The organism is Fictibacillus halophilus (assembly GCF_042680145.1).
GTDB classification, from domain to species: Bacteria; Bacillota; Bacilli; order Bacillales; family Fictibacillaceae; genus Fictibacillus; species Fictibacillus halophilus_A.
Genome location: NZ_JBHTNQ010000001.1, coordinates 373,899 through 390,072, shown reverse-complemented (window position 1 = coordinate 390,072; position 16,174 = coordinate 373,899). Strand labels below are relative to the sequence as shown.

At 38.0% G+C, this 16,174-nt stretch carries 20 protein-coding genes; 7 read left to right on the top strand and 13 right to left on the bottom strand.

Features of this window, described 5'->3' with window-relative positions:
* Nucleotides 1-117 precede the first annotated feature (117 nt).
* On the bottom strand, nt 118-1,467 hold the full coding sequence (locus tag ACFQ4X_RS02020) for a hemolysin family protein (protein WP_379836996.1): 1,350 nt from the start codon (nt 1,465-1,467) through the stop codon (nt 118-120).
* Nucleotides 1,468-1,706: 239 nt separating this feature from the next.
* On the opposite strand from ACFQ4X_RS02020, the gene ACFQ4X_RS02015 reads away from it, so the two are divergent.
* Complete coding sequence (locus ACFQ4X_RS02015) at nt 1,707-2,516, top strand: undecaprenyl-diphosphate phosphatase (protein ID WP_379832897.1); 810 nt, start codon at nt 1,707-1,709, stop codon at nt 2,514-2,516.
* 38 nt (nt 2,517-2,554) lie between these two features.
* Here ACFQ4X_RS02015 and ACFQ4X_RS02010 read toward each other — a convergent pair whose 3' ends face one another.
* Nucleotides 2,555-2,866, bottom strand: a complete 312-nt coding sequence (locus tag ACFQ4X_RS02010) for a hypothetical protein (protein ID WP_379832896.1) — start codon at nt 2,864-2,866, stop codon at nt 2,555-2,557.
* Between the two features lie 180 nt (nt 2,867-3,046).
* Between ACFQ4X_RS02010 and ACFQ4X_RS02005 the strand changes: the two genes are divergently transcribed.
* The 4 genes from ACFQ4X_RS02005 to ACFQ4X_RS01990 all read left to right on the top strand — a co-directional run bounded on the left by ACFQ4X_RS02005 (nt 3,047) and on the right by ACFQ4X_RS01990 (nt 4,939).
* Nucleotides 3,047-3,685 (top strand): hypothetical protein, encoded by a 639-nt coding sequence (locus ACFQ4X_RS02005; protein ID WP_379832895.1) that lies wholly within the window; start codon nt 3,047-3,049, stop codon nt 3,683-3,685.
* Nucleotides 3,686-4,034: 349 nt separating this feature from the next.
* Nucleotides 4,035-4,247 carry a helix-turn-helix transcriptional regulator gene (locus ACFQ4X_RS02000; RefSeq protein WP_172827331.1) on the top strand — a complete coding sequence of 71 codons (213 nt, stop codon included), beginning with the start codon at nt 4,035-4,037 and terminating at the stop codon, nt 4,245-4,247.
* Nucleotides 4,248-4,268: 21 nt separating this feature from the next.
* A complete protein-coding gene (locus ACFQ4X_RS01995; RefSeq protein ID WP_379832894.1) occupies nt 4,269-4,640 on the top strand; it encodes a hypothetical protein in 372 nt (123 codons plus the stop codon).
* Nucleotides 4,641-4,660: 20 nt separating this feature from the next.
* Nucleotides 4,661-4,939 (top strand): DUF3784 domain-containing protein, encoded by a 279-nt coding sequence (locus tag ACFQ4X_RS01990; protein WP_379832893.1) that lies wholly within the window; start codon nt 4,661-4,663, stop codon nt 4,937-4,939.
* A gap of 265 nt (nt 4,940-5,204) precedes the next feature.
* Here the strand turns inward: ACFQ4X_RS01990 and ACFQ4X_RS01985 are convergent, their stop codons facing one another.
* Entirely contained in the window at nt 5,205-6,728 is a 1,524-nt protein-coding gene (locus ACFQ4X_RS01985; RefSeq protein WP_379832892.1) for an MDR family MFS transporter, read from the bottom strand.
* A gap of 256 nt (nt 6,729-6,984) precedes the next feature.
* Between ACFQ4X_RS01985 and ACFQ4X_RS01980 the strand changes: the two genes are divergently transcribed.
* Nucleotides 6,985-7,431 (top strand): OsmC family protein, encoded by a 447-nt coding sequence (locus ACFQ4X_RS01980; RefSeq protein WP_379832891.1) that lies wholly within the window; start codon nt 6,985-6,987, stop codon nt 7,429-7,431.
* A gap of 132 nt (nt 7,432-7,563) precedes the next feature.
* On the top strand, nt 7,564-7,791 hold the full coding sequence (locus ACFQ4X_RS01975; RefSeq protein WP_379832890.1) for a hypothetical protein: 228 nt from the start codon (nt 7,564-7,566) through the stop codon (nt 7,789-7,791).
* Between the two features lie 74 nt (nt 7,792-7,865).
* Here ACFQ4X_RS01975 and ACFQ4X_RS01970 read toward each other — a convergent pair whose 3' ends face one another.
* From ACFQ4X_RS01970 to ACFQ4X_RS01925, 10 genes are all read right to left on the bottom strand, one after another.
* Nucleotides 7,866-8,252: a gamma-glutamylcyclotransferase family protein gene (locus tag ACFQ4X_RS01970; protein ID WP_379832889.1), complete on the bottom strand. Its 387-nt coding sequence runs from the start codon at nt 8,250-8,252 to the stop codon at nt 7,866-7,868.
* 372 nt (nt 8,253-8,624) lie between these two features.
* Nucleotides 8,625-8,948, bottom strand: coding sequence for a hypothetical protein (locus ACFQ4X_RS01965; RefSeq protein ID WP_379832888.1), 324 nt, complete (start codon nt 8,946-8,948; stop codon nt 8,625-8,627).
* Between the two features lie 22 nt (nt 8,949-8,970).
* Nucleotides 8,971-9,561, bottom strand: coding sequence for a VanZ family protein (locus ACFQ4X_RS01960; RefSeq protein WP_379832887.1), 591 nt, complete (start codon nt 9,559-9,561; stop codon nt 8,971-8,973).
* 33 nt (nt 9,562-9,594) lie between these two features.
* Nucleotides 9,595-10,347: a gamma-glutamyl-gamma-aminobutyrate hydrolase family protein gene (locus tag ACFQ4X_RS01955; protein WP_379832886.1), complete on the bottom strand. Its 753-nt coding sequence runs from the start codon at nt 10,345-10,347 to the stop codon at nt 9,595-9,597.
* Nucleotides 10,348-10,562: 215 nt separating this feature from the next.
* The gene (locus tag ACFQ4X_RS01950; RefSeq protein WP_379832885.1) at nt 10,563-10,748 is read right to left on the bottom strand and encodes a hypothetical protein; all 186 of its coding nucleotides are present in this window, start codon (nt 10,746-10,748) and stop codon (nt 10,563-10,565) included.
* A gap of 409 nt (nt 10,749-11,157) precedes the next feature.
* A complete protein-coding gene (locus tag ACFQ4X_RS01945) occupies nt 11,158-12,828 on the bottom strand; it encodes a M3 family oligoendopeptidase (RefSeq protein WP_379832884.1) in 1,671 nt (556 codons plus the stop codon).
* 333 nt (nt 12,829-13,161) lie between these two features.
* Entirely contained in the window at nt 13,162-14,568 is a 1,407-nt protein-coding gene (locus ACFQ4X_RS01940) for a bifunctional metallophosphatase/5'-nucleotidase (RefSeq protein WP_379832883.1), read from the bottom strand.
* A 19-nt stretch (nt 14,569-14,587) separates the two neighbouring features.
* Complete coding sequence (locus tag ACFQ4X_RS01935; protein ID WP_379832882.1) at nt 14,588-14,980, bottom strand: VOC family protein; 393 nt, start codon at nt 14,978-14,980, stop codon at nt 14,588-14,590.
* Between the two features lie 23 nt (nt 14,981-15,003).
* A complete protein-coding gene (locus ACFQ4X_RS01930; protein WP_379832881.1) occupies nt 15,004-15,402 on the bottom strand; it encodes a GNAT family N-acetyltransferase in 399 nt (132 codons plus the stop codon).
* Nucleotides 15,403-15,414: 12 nt separating this feature from the next.
* Nucleotides 15,415-16,167 (bottom strand): sugar phosphate isomerase/epimerase family protein, encoded by a 753-nt coding sequence (locus ACFQ4X_RS01925; protein WP_379832880.1) that lies wholly within the window; start codon nt 16,165-16,167, stop codon nt 15,415-15,417.
* Nucleotides 16,168-16,174: the final 7 nt, after the last annotated feature.

The following is a 16,174-nucleotide window of genomic DNA, read 5'->3' as shown; positions in this document are numbered from 1 at the left end:
AAATAAGTAATTCCTTCGAATTTCAGCTATCTAATCGATAATTTTGTCTAAAAAGGTTTAAATAGAAAGGAGCTGACTCAAAAGTATAAAAACTTTTGAGTCAGCTCGTTTTAATGTTTAAGCCTCTTTTTCAATTAGTGTATGTTCAGCATCTTCAACTGACGCATCACTTTCTTTATCCACTTCTCTTTTAGAGATTTCAATTTTCTTAACTTGGTGTCCATCGATTTCAATAACTTTGAAATCATAGCCTTCATATATGATAACTTGCTGTTCTTGAATCTCGGAATTCTGAGATAGCACCCATCCGCCAATCGTGTCCAGTTCACTATCATCTATTTGAAGTCCATAAATATCATTTACTTCTGATATCAGCACTTTCCCGTCAAAATGTTTCACATTCGGGCTTATAGCTTGAATCATAGGAGATTCATCTTCGTCAAACTCATCTCGAATTTCACCGACAAGTTCTTCCAAAATATCTTCAATGGTTACGATACCTGCTGTACCTCCATATTCATCAACAAGGACAGCCATATGAAAGCCTTTTTTCTGAAGCTTTAACAATGTTTCTTTAATTGGTGTATTTTCAAAAACGCTAAGTGTTGGTCTTATATAATGCTCAAGAGGATAATCCTTTCCTTTAATCAGATCAAAGAATAATTCTTTTGCATTGACCATACCGAGCACATTATCTTTATCTTCACCCACAACTGGGTAACGTGTATATTTTTCTTCAGCAATGATGTCGATGTTTTCCTGCATAGTATTATGAAGATACATACAAACCATCTCAGTACGAGGGACCATAATCTCTTTTGCAGTTCTGTCATCAAATTCAAATACTTTTTCTACATAGCTGAATTCTGACTTGTTGATTTCACCACTTTTGTAGCTCTCACTTAAAATTAAACGGAGCTCTTCTTCTGTATGTGCCATGTCATGTTCTGAAGCTGGCTTCAAGCCAAACATTCTCACTAGAAGCTGTGCACTTCCATTTAAGAACCAGATGAATGGATACATTACTCTGTAGAAACCAATCAAAGCAGGTGATAGCATCAAGCTAATTGACTCAGCTTTTTGAATCGCTACAGTTTTTGGTGCTAGTTCACCAAGAACCACATGTAAAAAAGTAATAGATGAAAAGGCAATAGCAAATGACAGAGTATGAACAACTGCCGAGCTTAATTCCATGCTTTTAAATACCGGACCGAGTATGGCTTCTACAGTTGGTTCACCCAACCAGCCAAGTCCTAAAGCTGTGATTGTAATCCCTAGCTGACACGCTGATAGTGACCCGTCAAGGTTCTCTATGACCTTCTGGGCGGCAATCGCGCGCTTGTTTCCTTCTTCGGCTAGCTGATCGATCCGTGATTTTCGGATCTTTACGATCGCAAACTCTGCTGCTACGAAAAAAGCTGTTAGTAGAATTAATACGGCTACTGCAAATAATTTCAATAAGGTCAAACTGTCCAAAAAGACTCCTTATACCCCAAACACTCTGGAATATAAGTTGTCACCTCCTAGGGTTTATAAATTTTATTTATTTAGAAAAGTATATCATAAAATACAAGAACTGACTGAAAAAACGACTTTCCATATCTTCCAGCTAAATTTTTCCCGATAAATTAGAGGTTGAATTTTCATTTCTTTTTCTAAAATGTTATATTTACGTTGATTTCTATGATTGAAAGGTGAACTTACATATGGATTTAAAAGAATTATTGATTTACATTTTTTTCGGCATGGTTCAAGGTTTCACTGAACCTATCCCTGTATCTTCAAGCGGCCATCTCGTAATCGTTCAATACTTTATGGGTATTGAAGTAAAGGACTTAAACTTTGAGGTACTTGTTAACTTCGCTTCTCTTCTGGCTGTTCTGCTTGTTTATAAACATGACCTATATGAGCTTATTAAGAATACATTTGCTTTTTTATCCACTCGTAAAGAGGAATATAAATCAGATTTTATGTTCTCGGTTTATTTAGTACTTGCGACCATTCCAGTTGCGGTTCTCGGTATTCTTTTTGAAGAAATGATTGGAGAACATTTAAAAGGAATCCAGCAAGTTGGCTTTGCCCTCCTTACAACAGCAGTTGCATTGTATTTAATCCGAAATTTAAAAGGATATAAAGGAGACAAAAGCCTGACTGTAAAAGATGCTGTTATCGTTGGATTCGCACAAGCTGTTGCGCTGATTCCGGGAATCAGCCGTTCAGGAGCAACGATCGTTGCCTGTATGGCTCTCGGAATGAAACAGGACACAGCTCTTAGATTTTCTTTCTTCTTATATATACCTGTAAGTCTTGGAACATTTTTATTGTCTATAGGAGACATCGCCGGATCATCTAACTTCAGTGAGATGGCATTGCCTTACGCAGGTGCATTTATTGCATCTCTTATCTTCTCCTATTTCTCATTGAAATGGTTCATGGGGATTATGAAACGCGGCAACCTTGGTTATTTTGCTTTATATTGTCTTGTTGCTGGATTGTTTATTGTGTTTTATTTCTAAAGGAAAGTGCTTGAGAAATTGTTCTCAAGCACTTTTTGTTATTCTTCAGTCAATTCTACGGTATCCAGGTTCACATCTCTCATAAGTACCATTTTGTTTTCTTTTTCATTATAGAAATAGACTTTCATTTGATTATCCTCTACCTGTTCAGTATCACCGCTAAACAAACCGAAATACCCATTTCCAAGCGGAACAAGGTTTTTATGAAATTTACTTTCTTGATATGACATATCGTCGTAGTTATGATCAACTGTTACATTGCTGCCGCCCGAAGAGAATACCATAATAATCGCAATTACGATTAATGTAATGCGAATTCTGCGCAGTTCATCACTAAAGTCATAATACATATATGTCCCCTCTTTCTTTGCCCACTTCTAATTTTACCATAAAAAGGAATGTTCGATTAATTCATGACTTTTTAAAATTGATACAATTGATGGAAGACTTACCCATTTAGAAGTGGTATTCTTATTACTGGAAATTAAATACCAGATTTGAAAGGATGCTGACTTCAAGTGGATTTTATTTTGGACAATAAGTGGGCGTTTCTTATTCTAGCGGAAGTCATTTTCTGGGTATCTACTCTTTCGTTTTTGATCGTAAGATACTGGTTTAATCTGAAAAGACTCAGCACCGCCTTCTTTGTATTATTTATCGTAAACGATTTATGGATTGCCACAATGGGTTATTTTGATTATTTGAGGACTGACGAGTTTTCTGCTTATCAAATCATCATTTTAATCGTAATCGCGTATGCATTTCTTTATGGAAAAAGTGATTTTCAAAAACTTGATGGTTTTATACAACGAAAAGTGGCAAATTGGCGCGGGCTGCTAGAACCTGAAATAGCGAGCGTAAAACCACTTTATGGAGTAGAACATGCAAAACAAGAAAGAAAAAATTTGTATGGACACTTACTTATCTTCTCAGCTGTCCAGGTACTGTTCTTTTTTATGTTTGGTTTATCTGAAGCTGTTTCCTCTATTCAGCTAGATACCCTGTTTGAAGATTGGTATGATCAGAAGGAAACAGATTTGTTCTATAAAAATGGTACAGCCAATAACGTTACCCGTATATGGGCTCTCATTCTTGCCATTGATTTCGTCATTTCATTGTCGTATACCATTTTTCCGAAAAAAGAAAAACAACTTACACATTCAGCTTAAAACGCATCTCTTTTGAGGTGTATTTTTTTAGCTGTTTTTGTAAACTTTGTTGTATGTAAGAGGTTAATTTCCGCTACAGGACTCGCTTTCCGCAGGGTGGCCGGTGAGCCCCCTAGTCGCCTCGCGACATTGAGTGGTCTCACCTGTACCACTCATCCTGCAGGAGTCTCGTCCTTTCGCTCCAATTAACTATGCAATGAAGATTTTCGGGCAAAATCTCTCAGATGCAACAATCTTTTAGAAAAGAGTTCAGCCCAGAGTTTTTTTGATCTCATTGTAATATATAATTGACATTTTTAATATATATATTACAATTAAAGTGTATATTTGGAAAGGATTGGTGTTTTTCTTGAGTGAGTTCACAATAAAAAACAAAGTGAAAATCGTCCGAATTGAAAAAGAAAACTTAACTCAAGGTGATTTTGCCAAACTTGTTGGAGTCACACGGCAAACGATGAATTTAATTGAAGCACAGAAGTACAATCCCACGATCCGTGTATGTTTGCTCATAAGCAAGTACTTAGAAACACCAGTAGATGAATTGTTTTGGATTGAAGAATGATGCAAAAAGGGGTGTCTTGTTATGAAGCTAAACTATTTTAACTTTTTTATCTCAGCAGTTGTCTGCTTTAGTTTAATGAGCTTAGTAACATCCGATTTACGCTGGGGCTTTCTTGCAGGTCTAGTTGTTTTAGTTAGCGGGTTAAAATACCTCCGCGTTCAAAAAAGAAACGCAAATGATGAAATCGAGTATGACGAAAGAGTCAATGACAACCTCAGAAAGTTCACCCTTCAATCTTTTGCTTTTTCCAATTTAATTCTTCTTGTTTATTTACTAGTCTCCCAGCTTCTGTTTAAACAACACTTGATTCAAGTTGACTACTTAATTATTTATATCAGTTTAACTTTCATGATTAGCTTTTTTATTGGACCTTCTATTGTTAGAAAACGATAAAAAATGAGGGGGATTAAAAGATGAACAATACTTTATTAATTACTGCCGCTGTTCTGTTGGTATTAGCCTTTCTGATAGGCGTAAAGAAACAAACATGGATTTTATCTGGCTTTAATCAGCGAAGAGTACATGATCAGGACCGATTGGCTAAGCTTGTAGGTTCTTATACTTTCATTATTGGTCTAGCCATGTTAGTGGGTGCATTCATTGATAGCCCTAATACACAAATTCTGTTTCCTGTTATGGTAATCGGTTACGTAATCCTCTTAGGTTATGTAAATACAAAAATGGTTAAATAAATAGGCTATTTTCATAAGCTTTGTTGCTATAAGAAGTGGTTGATTTCCGCTCCAGGATGCTCGCTTTCCGCGGGGCGTGCGGTGAGCCTCCTCGGTGCTTTGCGCCATAGCGAGTCTCACCTGTCCCGCTGGTCCCGCAGGAGTCTCGCACCTTGCGCTCCAGTCAACTCGACTTCGAAAGTTATTCACAAAAACAACAATCTTCTAGAAAAGAGCCAATAAATAAGAAGACGCTTGGTATCGAATCCAAGCGTCATTTTTAATGCTATTCAGATTTTATATTTTCTTTTGCAGAGGTTTTCACTCGCTCATTCCCCATTAACAAAATCACAACGGCAGATATGGCTATCGGAATAAGTGCATACGTGAAAACAGTAGCGATTGAATCTGACACCGAAGCAGTTATACCTTCAAGAATATCGGCAGGTATTTTGGATCTCTCTTCGGGTTGGAATACTTTTTGAGGATCTATGCTGCTAAATGTTCCTTTCGCTGCTTCACCCTGTCCTTGCAGGTTCTCACTTAATTTCTCATAGAAAACGCGGTTCTGAAGTGCTCCAAAGATTGTTACACCTATCGTCATCCCTAAAGAACGAAGAAATGCGTTTGTTGAGTTGGCAGATCCGCGGTGACGGAACTCCATACCGTTGATCGTTGCGGTCGGCAACAATGAAAACGAAAAGCCCATACCAAAACCAACAAGTATCATAAATAAGGTGAGCATCAACCTTGTAGTATCAGGTGTTATTCCACTAAGCAAGTACATCCCTGTGAAATACGCAATGACAGAAACAATCATAAGATTTCGGAAGGTAGTCTTGGTCTGGAAGATACCACCCACCATGCTTCCGGCTACAGACCCCAGCATCATTGGCGTAAGAATCATTCCAGCACTCGTTGCTGACCCGCCATAAACTGCCTGAACAAAGATCGGTATAAATACCGCCAAAATAATAAATGTGCCTCCATATAAAAAACCTAGAATTTGAGACGTTGCAAAAAGGCGTCTTTTAAACATCCAAAAAGATATAATCGGTTCAGTCGCTTTTTGCTCCACTGCAAAGAAAACGATAAAAAAGACGGTGAAGATCGTGAACAAAGCAACGATTGGTGTTGAGTCCCATGCGTATGTCTTCCCGCCAAGTTCAAGGGCGAACATTAAACTAACAACGGCAGCAACAAGAGTGATCGCACCCCACCAGTCAATTTTTTGTTCGCGGTGTTCAAGGGTTTCACTATAATAACGGTAAATGAGATAAAAGGATGCAGCACCAATCGGAACATTAATATAAAACACCCAATGCCAGCTGATGGCATCCGTAATGAACGCTCCTAGCAAAGGACCAAGAACACTTGAAGTTCCAAAAACTGCTCCCAGAAGCCCTGTCATCTTCCCCCTTTTCTCAGGTGGAAAGATGTCAAAAACAATGGTAAAGGCGATCGGCATAAGTGCTCCGCCGCCAATTCCCTGAATAGCACGGAACGCGATCAGCTGCTCCATACTTTGAGCCAGTCCGCAAAGCATAGACCCCATGAGGAATACCACTAGTCCAAAGATAAAGAACCGCTTTCTTCCATACATATCCGAAAGCTTGCCGTAGATCGGCATTCCTGCCATAACAGCAACCATATAAGATCCTGTTACCCAAACAAATTTATCAAAGCCGCCAAGATCTGCAACAATCGTCCCCATCGCGGTAGCAACGATCGTGTTGTCCATTGCAGCCATTAAAATACCCAGCAATAAACCAGCAACAACCAATTTCAGATTGCTTTCCTTATGTACCATCTTGCCATCTCCTAAATTATCCTTAATAAGCTTAAGTATACATGAGGGACTGACCCCCAACAATTTATTTCCCACTCTGGTTTTAAGTTTTTGCTAAGGGTGTTTGCTCCATTTCACACCCATTTCGACCTCAGTTTTATTTTATAACCATACAATCTATAAATTACACGACAAATATTTCTTCATAAACAGCAAATGTGACGTGTCAGTTAATATGCTTTACACTAGAGATATGTTAAAAAGGGTGGGATATCAGATGGCTCAACATATTTTTCATTTAAAAGCACATTGGCCTGGAGGTCGTAATGACACAGGATCGATTGCAACGAAGAATCTTAAAACAATTGTATCGATCCCGCCAGAAATGGACGGTCCTGGAATTGGAACCAACCCGGATGAAATGCTTTTAGGAGCGGCTGCTACTTGCTATATCATCACACTTGCTGCCATGATAGAGCGAAGCAAGGTTGATAAAATAGATTTAACGATGGAATCAGAGGGATTTGTAGATGTTACGGGTGGTGTAATCACTTATGAAAAGATTACTCATAGACCAGTCGTCACCATCAAACAAGAGCAGTCAAAAAAACTTTCGACATTGCTGCAAAAACTCGCTATAAAGGCCGAGCATTCGTGTATGATTTCACGAGCATTGAAAGGTAATGTCGAAGTAGAAGCGATTTTGACGATAAAAACCCAGTAAATCATGAAGAATAGGTCTTGTGTTACCTGTACTTTCCAAATTTATTATGATACCATAAAAGTTAATCAAGGAAAATATTTTATTATTTGGGTTCTTAGGTGATCCCCCATAATAGGAAGGGGACGATGTATCATGAACCAACAAGATGTGAAAACTATACTTTTAAACTTGCAGAACAAACAATATATTGAATCTGATATTACACACACCTTTAGTGAAAACAATAATGCCGTTTTTTCTGTCAAGTACTCCAAGAACGAGAAGACTTTCGAGGTTATTCAGATTGAGACTAACTCCCTAGAGAAGTTTAAAGACGTAGAATCTGCCGTTCAGTCCATTAGCACAATGATTATCAAATAGAAAAGCAGTTGATTCTCCATTTATATTAAAAGAGGTTACCATGATTCATGGCAGCCTCTTTTTTGTTTGTCTTTTTATTTTTTGCGTAAAATCCAGTCATTCCCGTCTATCTTGTTAAAATGGTCTTTTATTGAAGTCATCACATAAACAATTGCTTCTTGTTCTCCTTTTTCCGTTGTAACTTTAGTTATTATCCGCTCATACAAATTATTTGCACCATTCTCTTCATAATCTTCAAGCCTATCGAGTTCTTTTAACTGTTCAGATGATACTCTATAAAGCTCACCTTTCACATGAACTTTACCGCTTTCTAATAATAATGCCGGATAGCCCCAGCCAGTATCATAAAGCTGTCCTTCAATCATACAATTCTCTTCCAAGCACTCCGCTTTGTTCAGGTAATATGAATATTTCTCACCTTTTCGCAAAGTTCCATATACAAATACAAGATGATCTTTCATTTTTATAGGAACCTCCTTGTCCAAATACTATACCCTCATTGGTATTTATCAGCAGAAAAAATATTTTCTAAGCCCTAAATTAAAAGTTATAGACCGTAATAATAATTTATAAGCCGTAATTTTATTTTATAAGCCGTAAATGATCTTTTATAGACTTTTCGACACCAACCCAAATTCTTTTCGTCAAGAATACCCCGCACATACAAAAACCTCAAACACTTTCCATGTTCAAGGTTTCATTTCATTATATTCTATTTAGGCTGTAAAATAGTCCGCTGTGTGGGAACTTCGCCAATCGGTACAGTTCGGTCACTAAATTCATAAAGCTTCCCATATTATGAAATTAGCTCCTCTTCTAGAACTGGAAAATTTCTATTTCACATCAATAATATTTTCATTCTTCTTTTTACGCCCGCCTCGTGCAGCATCCACAAACAATACAAGAGCTGTTACAATATGCATGGCCATACCTAAAAACGGTATAAAACCTACAACAGATGTTATTAATCCTAAAACGCTGCCGTAAAACCTTTCTTTTTGCACCACACAAATAATCAATGTAATCAAGTGGAGAACGAACATAAACTGAAGCGGTGCCCAGCCAGAACCTACAATGATGAGTCCGCCTAAGAACGGAATTCCAAGAAATGCTTCAATTCCGCCTGTTACCCATTTCAAAAGTCTCGATATACCCATGAGACAACCTCCTCGATAATTTCTATCCTATCTTACGGCTTACAACTGAAAAAGTTTCCTTTTGCAAAATTTTAGCAATTACTTTAAAAGTAATCATTCCAATAAATGTTCCTGCAGAGTTTAGGATTAGATCATCTACATCGAAAGAGCGATATCCCATTTTTAATTGGCACAGCTCCATAACAAGTGAAACCAAAAAACCGATTGAAATGCCTTTCCAAAATTTCATCCTATAAAACCTAAGCAATAACGCAAAACCAAAAGGCACAAATAAGAGAATATTCCCGCCTAAATTACGAATCGGAACCATGTAGTAAAAGTGATTGAGGGAATCAACTATACTCTTAAAAGGTATTACATTATGAGACCGTTCTATTCCAGTACCAACAAATTGATATGGATTAAAAAAAGGAAAAGGAAATGCTGTTACAAAATAAATAAGCATAAAGCCAAAAGGTATAGATGCAGCCATTATTTCTCTTTTCATCGAAAACTCTCTTCTCCATGCAAAGATAACTGCCCTTACAAAAATCCAAAGTATTGTAAAAAGCATCATTAATATAAGTAAATCTTTCACATTATCCACTACCCTGTTTTCTTTTAATCGTAACAAAAAACCCCCAACAATTGGAGGTTTTTGTAAAATCTATTTCTTAGTATTACTTGCTGCTTCAATAAAGGTTGTGATGATCGCCATCATGTTTTTATTTTCATGTCTAAGTTCTTCTGGATGCCATTGTGTTCCAAGCAAGAATGTAGCTTCTTCGTCTTCAAGCTCCAGCGCTTCAATTATACCGTCTGCAGCTCTTGCTGCCACGCGCAAGCCTTTACCTACTTCTCCAATTGCCTGGTGGTGGAAGCTATTAACCGCTACTTCCTTCTCACCAACGATTTTATAAAGTTTACTATTTTCATCGATCGTCACAGTGTGAGATGGCTCAGTTCTCGTTGCAGATTTTTGGAAGTGGTTGATGCTGTCCTCGAATTCACTTACGACATCCTGAACAATCGTACCGCCATAAGAGACATTCAATAAGTGATACCCTCGGCACATCGCCAAAATCGCTCTTTCATTTTCGCGTGCTTTTTTTACTAATTCAATTTCAAAATCATCACGATGTTTATTCACTTTTTTTACTTTAGGATGTGGCTCTTCCCCATATGTTATGGAACTGATATCCTCACCGCCTGTAAAAATAATTCCGTCACACAGTTTTGCATAGTAATCAGCTTCCTCAGGTTTTCCCATCGGAATTACGACGGGAACTCCTCCAGCATCTCTGACGGTTTCCGCAAATTTATTATAAACAACGATCGTATCCACATTTTCACTCTGTGTTTCAATTGTATTTATAGACATAACAGTACTTGTAAGTCCTATCAATGGTTTCTTGTTCATCGTTATACTTCCTCTCAATTTGTATTACTTCCTCATATGTATCCCTTTTGACCGATTACTAAACACCCATTATTTATCATTCCAATAGGGAGTATGAAATTATTCCCTTAAAATAATCATTATGAACTTATGTTTTCCTGATGCAGTGTCTTTGAACCGCATAGAAAAACAGCTCACCCGCGTGAGCTGTTTCTTCTTGTTCTTAATATGACCCATTATTGCATGGGAGTCTGCTGTTTATTTGCTGAATATACTAATTCAATGTCACCGTTCTCTTTCACACTTTTGACGATATATGTTTTCTCAACACCTTGTTCGGTATTGTGAAAGGTTATTTTATCGCCCTCTTCAAAATCTGATGTACCAGTATCCCATATCTTCTCGTCATCTTGTTTTCTCATTACCCTTCACCCCTCAATCTTCCGAATAAATAGCCTCTGTAAATATGCAAGACAACATTCTTTTCGCTATTTTCCCTCTTCACAGGAAAAATAACCGTCAAACTTAACATTTAAGTCTTAAGTTGCATAATTTACGTCTCGTTATTGAGAAATCCAGTGTACACTCTCCTTTAGGCACTGGAAATAGAGTCCGGCTCAATATCGGAATAGGTGTGTCGGTGTAACAGAACGAAACTCTCTCACCAACCGGTTTTGACAAGAATTTATGGGTACCTCTTCAAAATTTAAGTACAAAAATAAACAAGAATGTTGTAAAAAAATGGGTACCTTACTCTTTATAGTTCTACTAAGGCTATTAAATACCTTTAAAAACATTTAAATTCTTTAATTATTTACGAACATATATTTATTAAACAGTCAGGAGATCCAATTCCTTAGCTACGAATTCCATTAGTTCCGCTATTGTTTTTGATGAAAAATCAAATTTCACCCCTGCCGCCTCATACACTTCAGGCAGTGATTTAGAACTCCCAAGCTTCAGTGCTTCGATATAATTCTCTATCGTTTTTTCAGGGTTCTCTTTGTATTGTTTATACAATTGCAGTGCTCCAAGCTGAGCGATTGCATATTCAATAAAATAAAAAGGAACCTCAAAAATGTGAAGGATTTTCAACCAGTTCTTTTCTTTCCAATCCTCATAACCATCCCAATTAACAATTGAAGAATCGTATCGTTCCTTTATCTCGCCAAACTTTTTGTTTCGTTCTTTCCAAGAATGATTTGGATTTTTATATAGCCAATGCTGGAATTGATCAACGACCATGATATATGGAAGAAGCATCACTGCTGATTTTAAATGATCCTTTTTTGCACGCTTAAGTTCTTCTTCACTTTTATAGAATTCGTTCCAGCGGTCTGCTGTCAGCAACTCCATACTCATACTAGCGAGTTCAGCTGACTCCATCGGTATTTGTTTGTTCGCATAAACTTCCTGGTCTCTTTTCAGCATATCATGAATGCCATGGCCCATTTCATGCATGAAGACTATTAAATCACTGTCTGTGTTTGACAGGTTCATAAAGATAAAAGAAAGTCCTGTTTCCGGCAAAGATTCACAAAAACCGCCTTGCGTTTTACCCTTTCTGCTCTTTAGATCCAGAAGTCCCTTTTCATTCATTTCATGTACGAGGGAACCAAATGACGGATGAAGTTCACCTAGCACTTTAGCTGATTTGTCTATCAATTCTTCATAAGAGTCTATAGGTTTCAAAGGCTTTTTGCTGTCAGATACACCCGTCACATCCCACGGTCTGTATACCTCAACATTCAGTTCTTTCTTATGCTCCTTTTCTAATTGCAAAGTAAGAGGCACGACATGTTCTCGGATTGATTCAGCAAGCTGATTGCAATCCTCTGGCGTGTAATCAAAACGGTTGTATTTCTTAAACATATACTCTGTAAAGTTTGGAAGGCCTGCGTTCTCAGCTTTTTTCACACGAAGCTGAATCAGTTCATCCAAGATTTTTTGCACCTTTTCTTCTTCCTTTAAGATTGGAGTATATATTGCACCCCAGGCTTTTTCTCTCGTACCCCGATTGGAATCTCTCGCATGCACATAAATATCACTTAACGTTACCTCTTCACCTTCCCAGTTCGCAGTCAAGCTGCCTGCAATCTCGAAATACTGATTGACTAAGATATCTTCCTGCTTTTCAATCTCGAGGTTCGCTTCCTGAAAAAGTGCAAACTGTACGCGCAGCTTCTTTTTAAATTCACCATATTCACTATCCGGAAGATCGCTTAAGAAAGGTGATTCTAACAGCTTCTCATCTAGTATAGATTGATACTTTTTGTACAGCGGCTTTATATGCTGCTGATCGAACTCATATTTCCTTTTGTTCTCCTCATCATCACTCTGACATTGAAAGGCGATATAGTGCCTCATCATCTTTTCTTCAACTTTTTCGTACAATCTCTTTTGATCAGATAAAAAAGTTTTCAAGTCTTCAGCAGAACCGATTTGCACGTTTACAAGGCTATCAAACTCTTCCTTTAAACTTTCAACATTTAACTGGTCCAACCTAATCCCTCCCTAGTCATTCTATCTATCACTTTATCATAGAGCAGGTAAAATATGTAATTCTTAAATATGAAGAAAAGCTAACTCTCTTCAGCATCATTACTGCCTTTTTGAGTTAGCTTTTAATCGTTAATCTAAATACCACGATAAAATCCCGTATTCAAATATGTTTATTTCGTATTGAAAATCAATTTTCTCATCATTTTTATAATCTTCAAACTCTTACCGCTTCTGGAATAGAGCTTCCTTTTTTCTCATTATTATCACTGCATAAGCGAATCACAAAATAATCGCAATGATTGTTATGACAATATAAATGAGTTTTCTCACACATCACACCGTCGTTTTTTTTGCCGCAAATTGTTTTTTCATATAATCCATAAGTACATCTTTTATCATGATATCTTTACCGAGTTCGATCAGTTTGTTGCCTATAACACTCGGATAACCGCAGACCTCTTCATACAAGAGTGGTGTTCCCGTCCCGATTTTATACGTTTTTGTCAAATCGATCTCTTCTCCGTTTACACGTATATCTGACACACCTTCACCCTCGCCGGTCCAGCTTATTCCTGAAAACTGAAGCTTGCCAATTGGAATCCCATGCGGCCGAAAACCGCCTCCGTAAACGCGTTTGTTCGTCACATCCTCTATGTATGTTTCTTTGATGAGACCCGCAATCTGTTTCCCGGTTAGCTCCATGATGATTGGTGTATGCATGCTTTTACAAACGTTCAGAACATTCTCCTTCGTTATTTTCCCGCTGCTTAAGCCATCTGTGAAACCACCGCCATACATGATTCCTGCATCTGCATTCCAATACTCTTTTAAACTATGAGCTGTCATTGTCACAAGCTGTTCGTGTGAAAGGTTATCCACTGATTCTGTAAGGACTTCTGATAAAAATTGTTCCGCTTGTATTCTTCCGTTCTTCAGCACTTCTTCAAAATCAGGATCGCTTTCATCTTCCAAGCTTATCTCTGCTAACTTGCCATCATGATCGGTAACTTTCTTAGTTTCAAGATCCACCGTGATCGTGAGTTCCCCAACATACTGACCATAACAGCCTGCCTGTACGATGATCACATCTGAAACGACCTCTGGCTGCAGCAAAACGTTATGTGTATGGGCACCAACAATTACATCCACCAATCCAGAAAGCTTCTCTGCTAGTTCACGGTCAGCCTCGAGTCCCAAATGAGAAAGAAAAACAATGAGATTCGTTCCTTCATGTCTTAATTTGTCCACTTCATTTTTTATTTCTGTTAAAGTGTCCCGGTTTTTAAAACCATGTTTGCTCTCATATAGATCTTCAAACAGATCAGTCGCACCAAATAAACCGATTTTCAGATGTTCTCCCGCTTCAAGCATGATCGATTTTTTGGTGCCCCCTATTTGTGAGCCATCCGCTTCTCCAAGATTAAGCAATAACCAAGGAACTTTTGAATCTAAGCTTAATTGCCGAATCTTTTCTTTTGGCAGACGAAGCAGTTCGTTATTACCAACTGACATTGCGTCATAGCCCGCAGCTGACACCATATCGAGATGGATGTACCCACCTGTTGCAAGACACTCATTCATGCTCATGTCCATATGATCACCGCCATCCACAACGATAACGTTTTGATTTTGACTCAATAGTTCCTGTTTTCTTTTCTTAATAAAAGCAGACTGTCTTGAAGCTTGGTCATAATGTCCGTGCAAATCATTTGTGTGAAGAATCGTCAGCGTTTCTTTCATAAAACAACCCCCGTTTTTGTTAGCAGTTACATATCATAACAACATTTCCATCAGGATCTTCCACATTGAACCAAGCGACTTCCCCATGCCATTCGATCTCACGGATGATCTTGATGTTTTTTTCTTTTATGTCGGCGTAAGCTGCGTCAATGTCTGGCGCATATAAATTAAACATCGGCCCTGACCCTGGTGTGCGATGAAACGACGGATCAAACGAATGGTCATCAAGTGATAAACCGGTTTGACCAGTGACAGGGATGTTATGAACAGGTGACTGTACTTTATCCATATCAATCGTGATCCCAAGCAGCTTCGCATACCACTCTACTGACTTTTTCAGATCAGACACGTGAACAAAAACATTATTAATGTGACTTTGAATCGGAGCAATGCTTGTTACTTTTTCACTCATAACGAATGCCTCCTAATAATTTGTTATTCCTCATACGTTTTGCGAAAACCATAAAAAGGTCTGAAATTCTTAGCTTCATAGAAAGTATGTGAAGTACTTGATGCGAGCATTTCCATTCTTGTTCGCGGATACAAACTATGCACATACTTTAAAAGCTTTCCGCCTAACCCTTTGCCCCTAAATTCTTCTGAAATAAGCATTTCACAAATATAAATCGTGACATTTTTGTCTGTTAGACCACGAATGTAACCTGCTGCTTTCTCGTCAGGTCCGACTACGACATACGCTGCATTTGAATTTTTCCATGCATCAAATGTTTCTTCATAACGCTCAACAAGCTGATTCCAGCCTTCCTTTTTGTTCAGTTCCTGTATTTCCGAAAAGTATTCTTCAGAAAAAGGTACAATCTTTAGTTCTTCCACTAATCTATCTCCTTATAAAAGTGCTTTAATGTTCAGAACCCCTTTTTCAACTTCCATAAGCGGATTTCCTTCAAAATACTCCTGTTCGATAACGCAGTAATCTATCTTTTCTTCATCCGCAAGCTCTAGAAATCCTCTCATGTCCAAAATACCTGAACCCGCGATCGTGCTTACCTTCTTATCGTCTTTTGTTGTCATATCTTTTAAGTGAAGAGAAACACAGCGATATTTATATTTCTTTAATAATTCTTCCGGTTCAAACCCTGCATATTTTGCCCAGTATGTATCAAGCTCCATTTTTACAAGTTCAGGGTCGGTTTCTTGAAAAATAACATCAAACGGCAGTTTTCCTTCTAACTTATAAAACTCGAAATCATGATTATGATAAGCCACCCGAATTCCGTACTCTTTGCTTCTAACGCCCGCTTCGTTCAGCGTATCAGCTACCCGCTTATAATCATCAATCGACTGTCTCTGTTCTTCTGTTAAATATGGCATGATCATCAAATCGTTGCCCAGCACCATCTGTTCTTCCATATGCCGCTTAAATGCGTCTCCTGAAAAACGGTCCAATGGAATATGCGCACCCGCAACGGTCAGACCTGCTGAATCGAGTACCTTCTTTACTTCTTTCGCTGATATTCCGAAAAGGCCAGCAAACTGAACACTGTCATAGCCCATGTCACTAACTTTTTCCAATGTCCTGAGCAGATCTTTTTCAGCCTCTGATTGTATGGAGTATAGCTGCAATCCGATTTTACGCATGTTTACC

Coding starts and splice junctions, on each gene's coding strand:
- ACFQ4X_RS01965 (WP_379832888.1), bottom strand. CDS start 8,948: ATGGGTATATCGAGACTTTTGAAATGGGTAACAGGCGGAATTGAAGCA.
- ACFQ4X_RS01995 (WP_379832894.1), top strand. CDS start 4,269: ATGAAGCTAAACTATTTTAACTTTTTTATCTCAGCAGTTGTCTGCTTT.
- ACFQ4X_RS01985 (WP_379832892.1), bottom strand. CDS start 6,728: ATGGTACATAAGGAAAGCAATCTGAAATTGGTTGTTGCTGGTTTATTG.
- ACFQ4X_RS01950 (WP_379832885.1), bottom strand. CDS start 10,748: ATGAGAAAACAAGATGACGAGAAGATATGGGATACTGGTACATCAGAT.
- ACFQ4X_RS01925 (WP_379832880.1), bottom strand. CDS start 16,167: ATGCGTAAAATCGGATTGCAGCTATACTCCATACAATCAGAGGCTGAA.
- ACFQ4X_RS01935 (WP_379832882.1), bottom strand. CDS start 14,980: ATGAGTGAAAAAGTAACAAGCATTGCTCCGATTCAAAGTCACATTAAT.
- ACFQ4X_RS01990 (WP_379832893.1), top strand. CDS start 4,661: ATGAACAATACTTTATTAATTACTGCCGCTGTTCTGTTGGTATTAGCC.
- ACFQ4X_RS01975 (WP_379832890.1), top strand. CDS start 7,564: ATGAACCAACAAGATGTGAAAACTATACTTTTAAACTTGCAGAACAAA.
- ACFQ4X_RS01955 (WP_379832886.1), bottom strand. CDS start 10,347: ATGAACAAGAAACCATTGATAGGACTTACAAGTACTGTTATGTCTATA.
- ACFQ4X_RS01980 (WP_379832891.1), top strand. CDS start 6,985: ATGGCTCAACATATTTTTCATTTAAAAGCACATTGGCCTGGAGGTCGT.
- ACFQ4X_RS01970 (WP_379832889.1), bottom strand. CDS start 8,252: ATGAAAGATCATCTTGTATTTGTATATGGAACTTTGCGAAAAGGTGAG.
- ACFQ4X_RS02015 (WP_379832897.1), top strand. CDS start 1,707: ATGGATTTAAAAGAATTATTGATTTACATTTTTTTCGGCATGGTTCAA.
- ACFQ4X_RS02010 (WP_379832896.1), bottom strand. CDS start 2,866: ATGTATTATGACTTTAGTGATGAACTGCGCAGAATTCGCATTACATTA.
- ACFQ4X_RS01940 (WP_379832883.1), bottom strand. CDS start 14,568: ATGAAAGAAACGCTGACGATTCTTCACACAAATGATTTGCACGGACAT.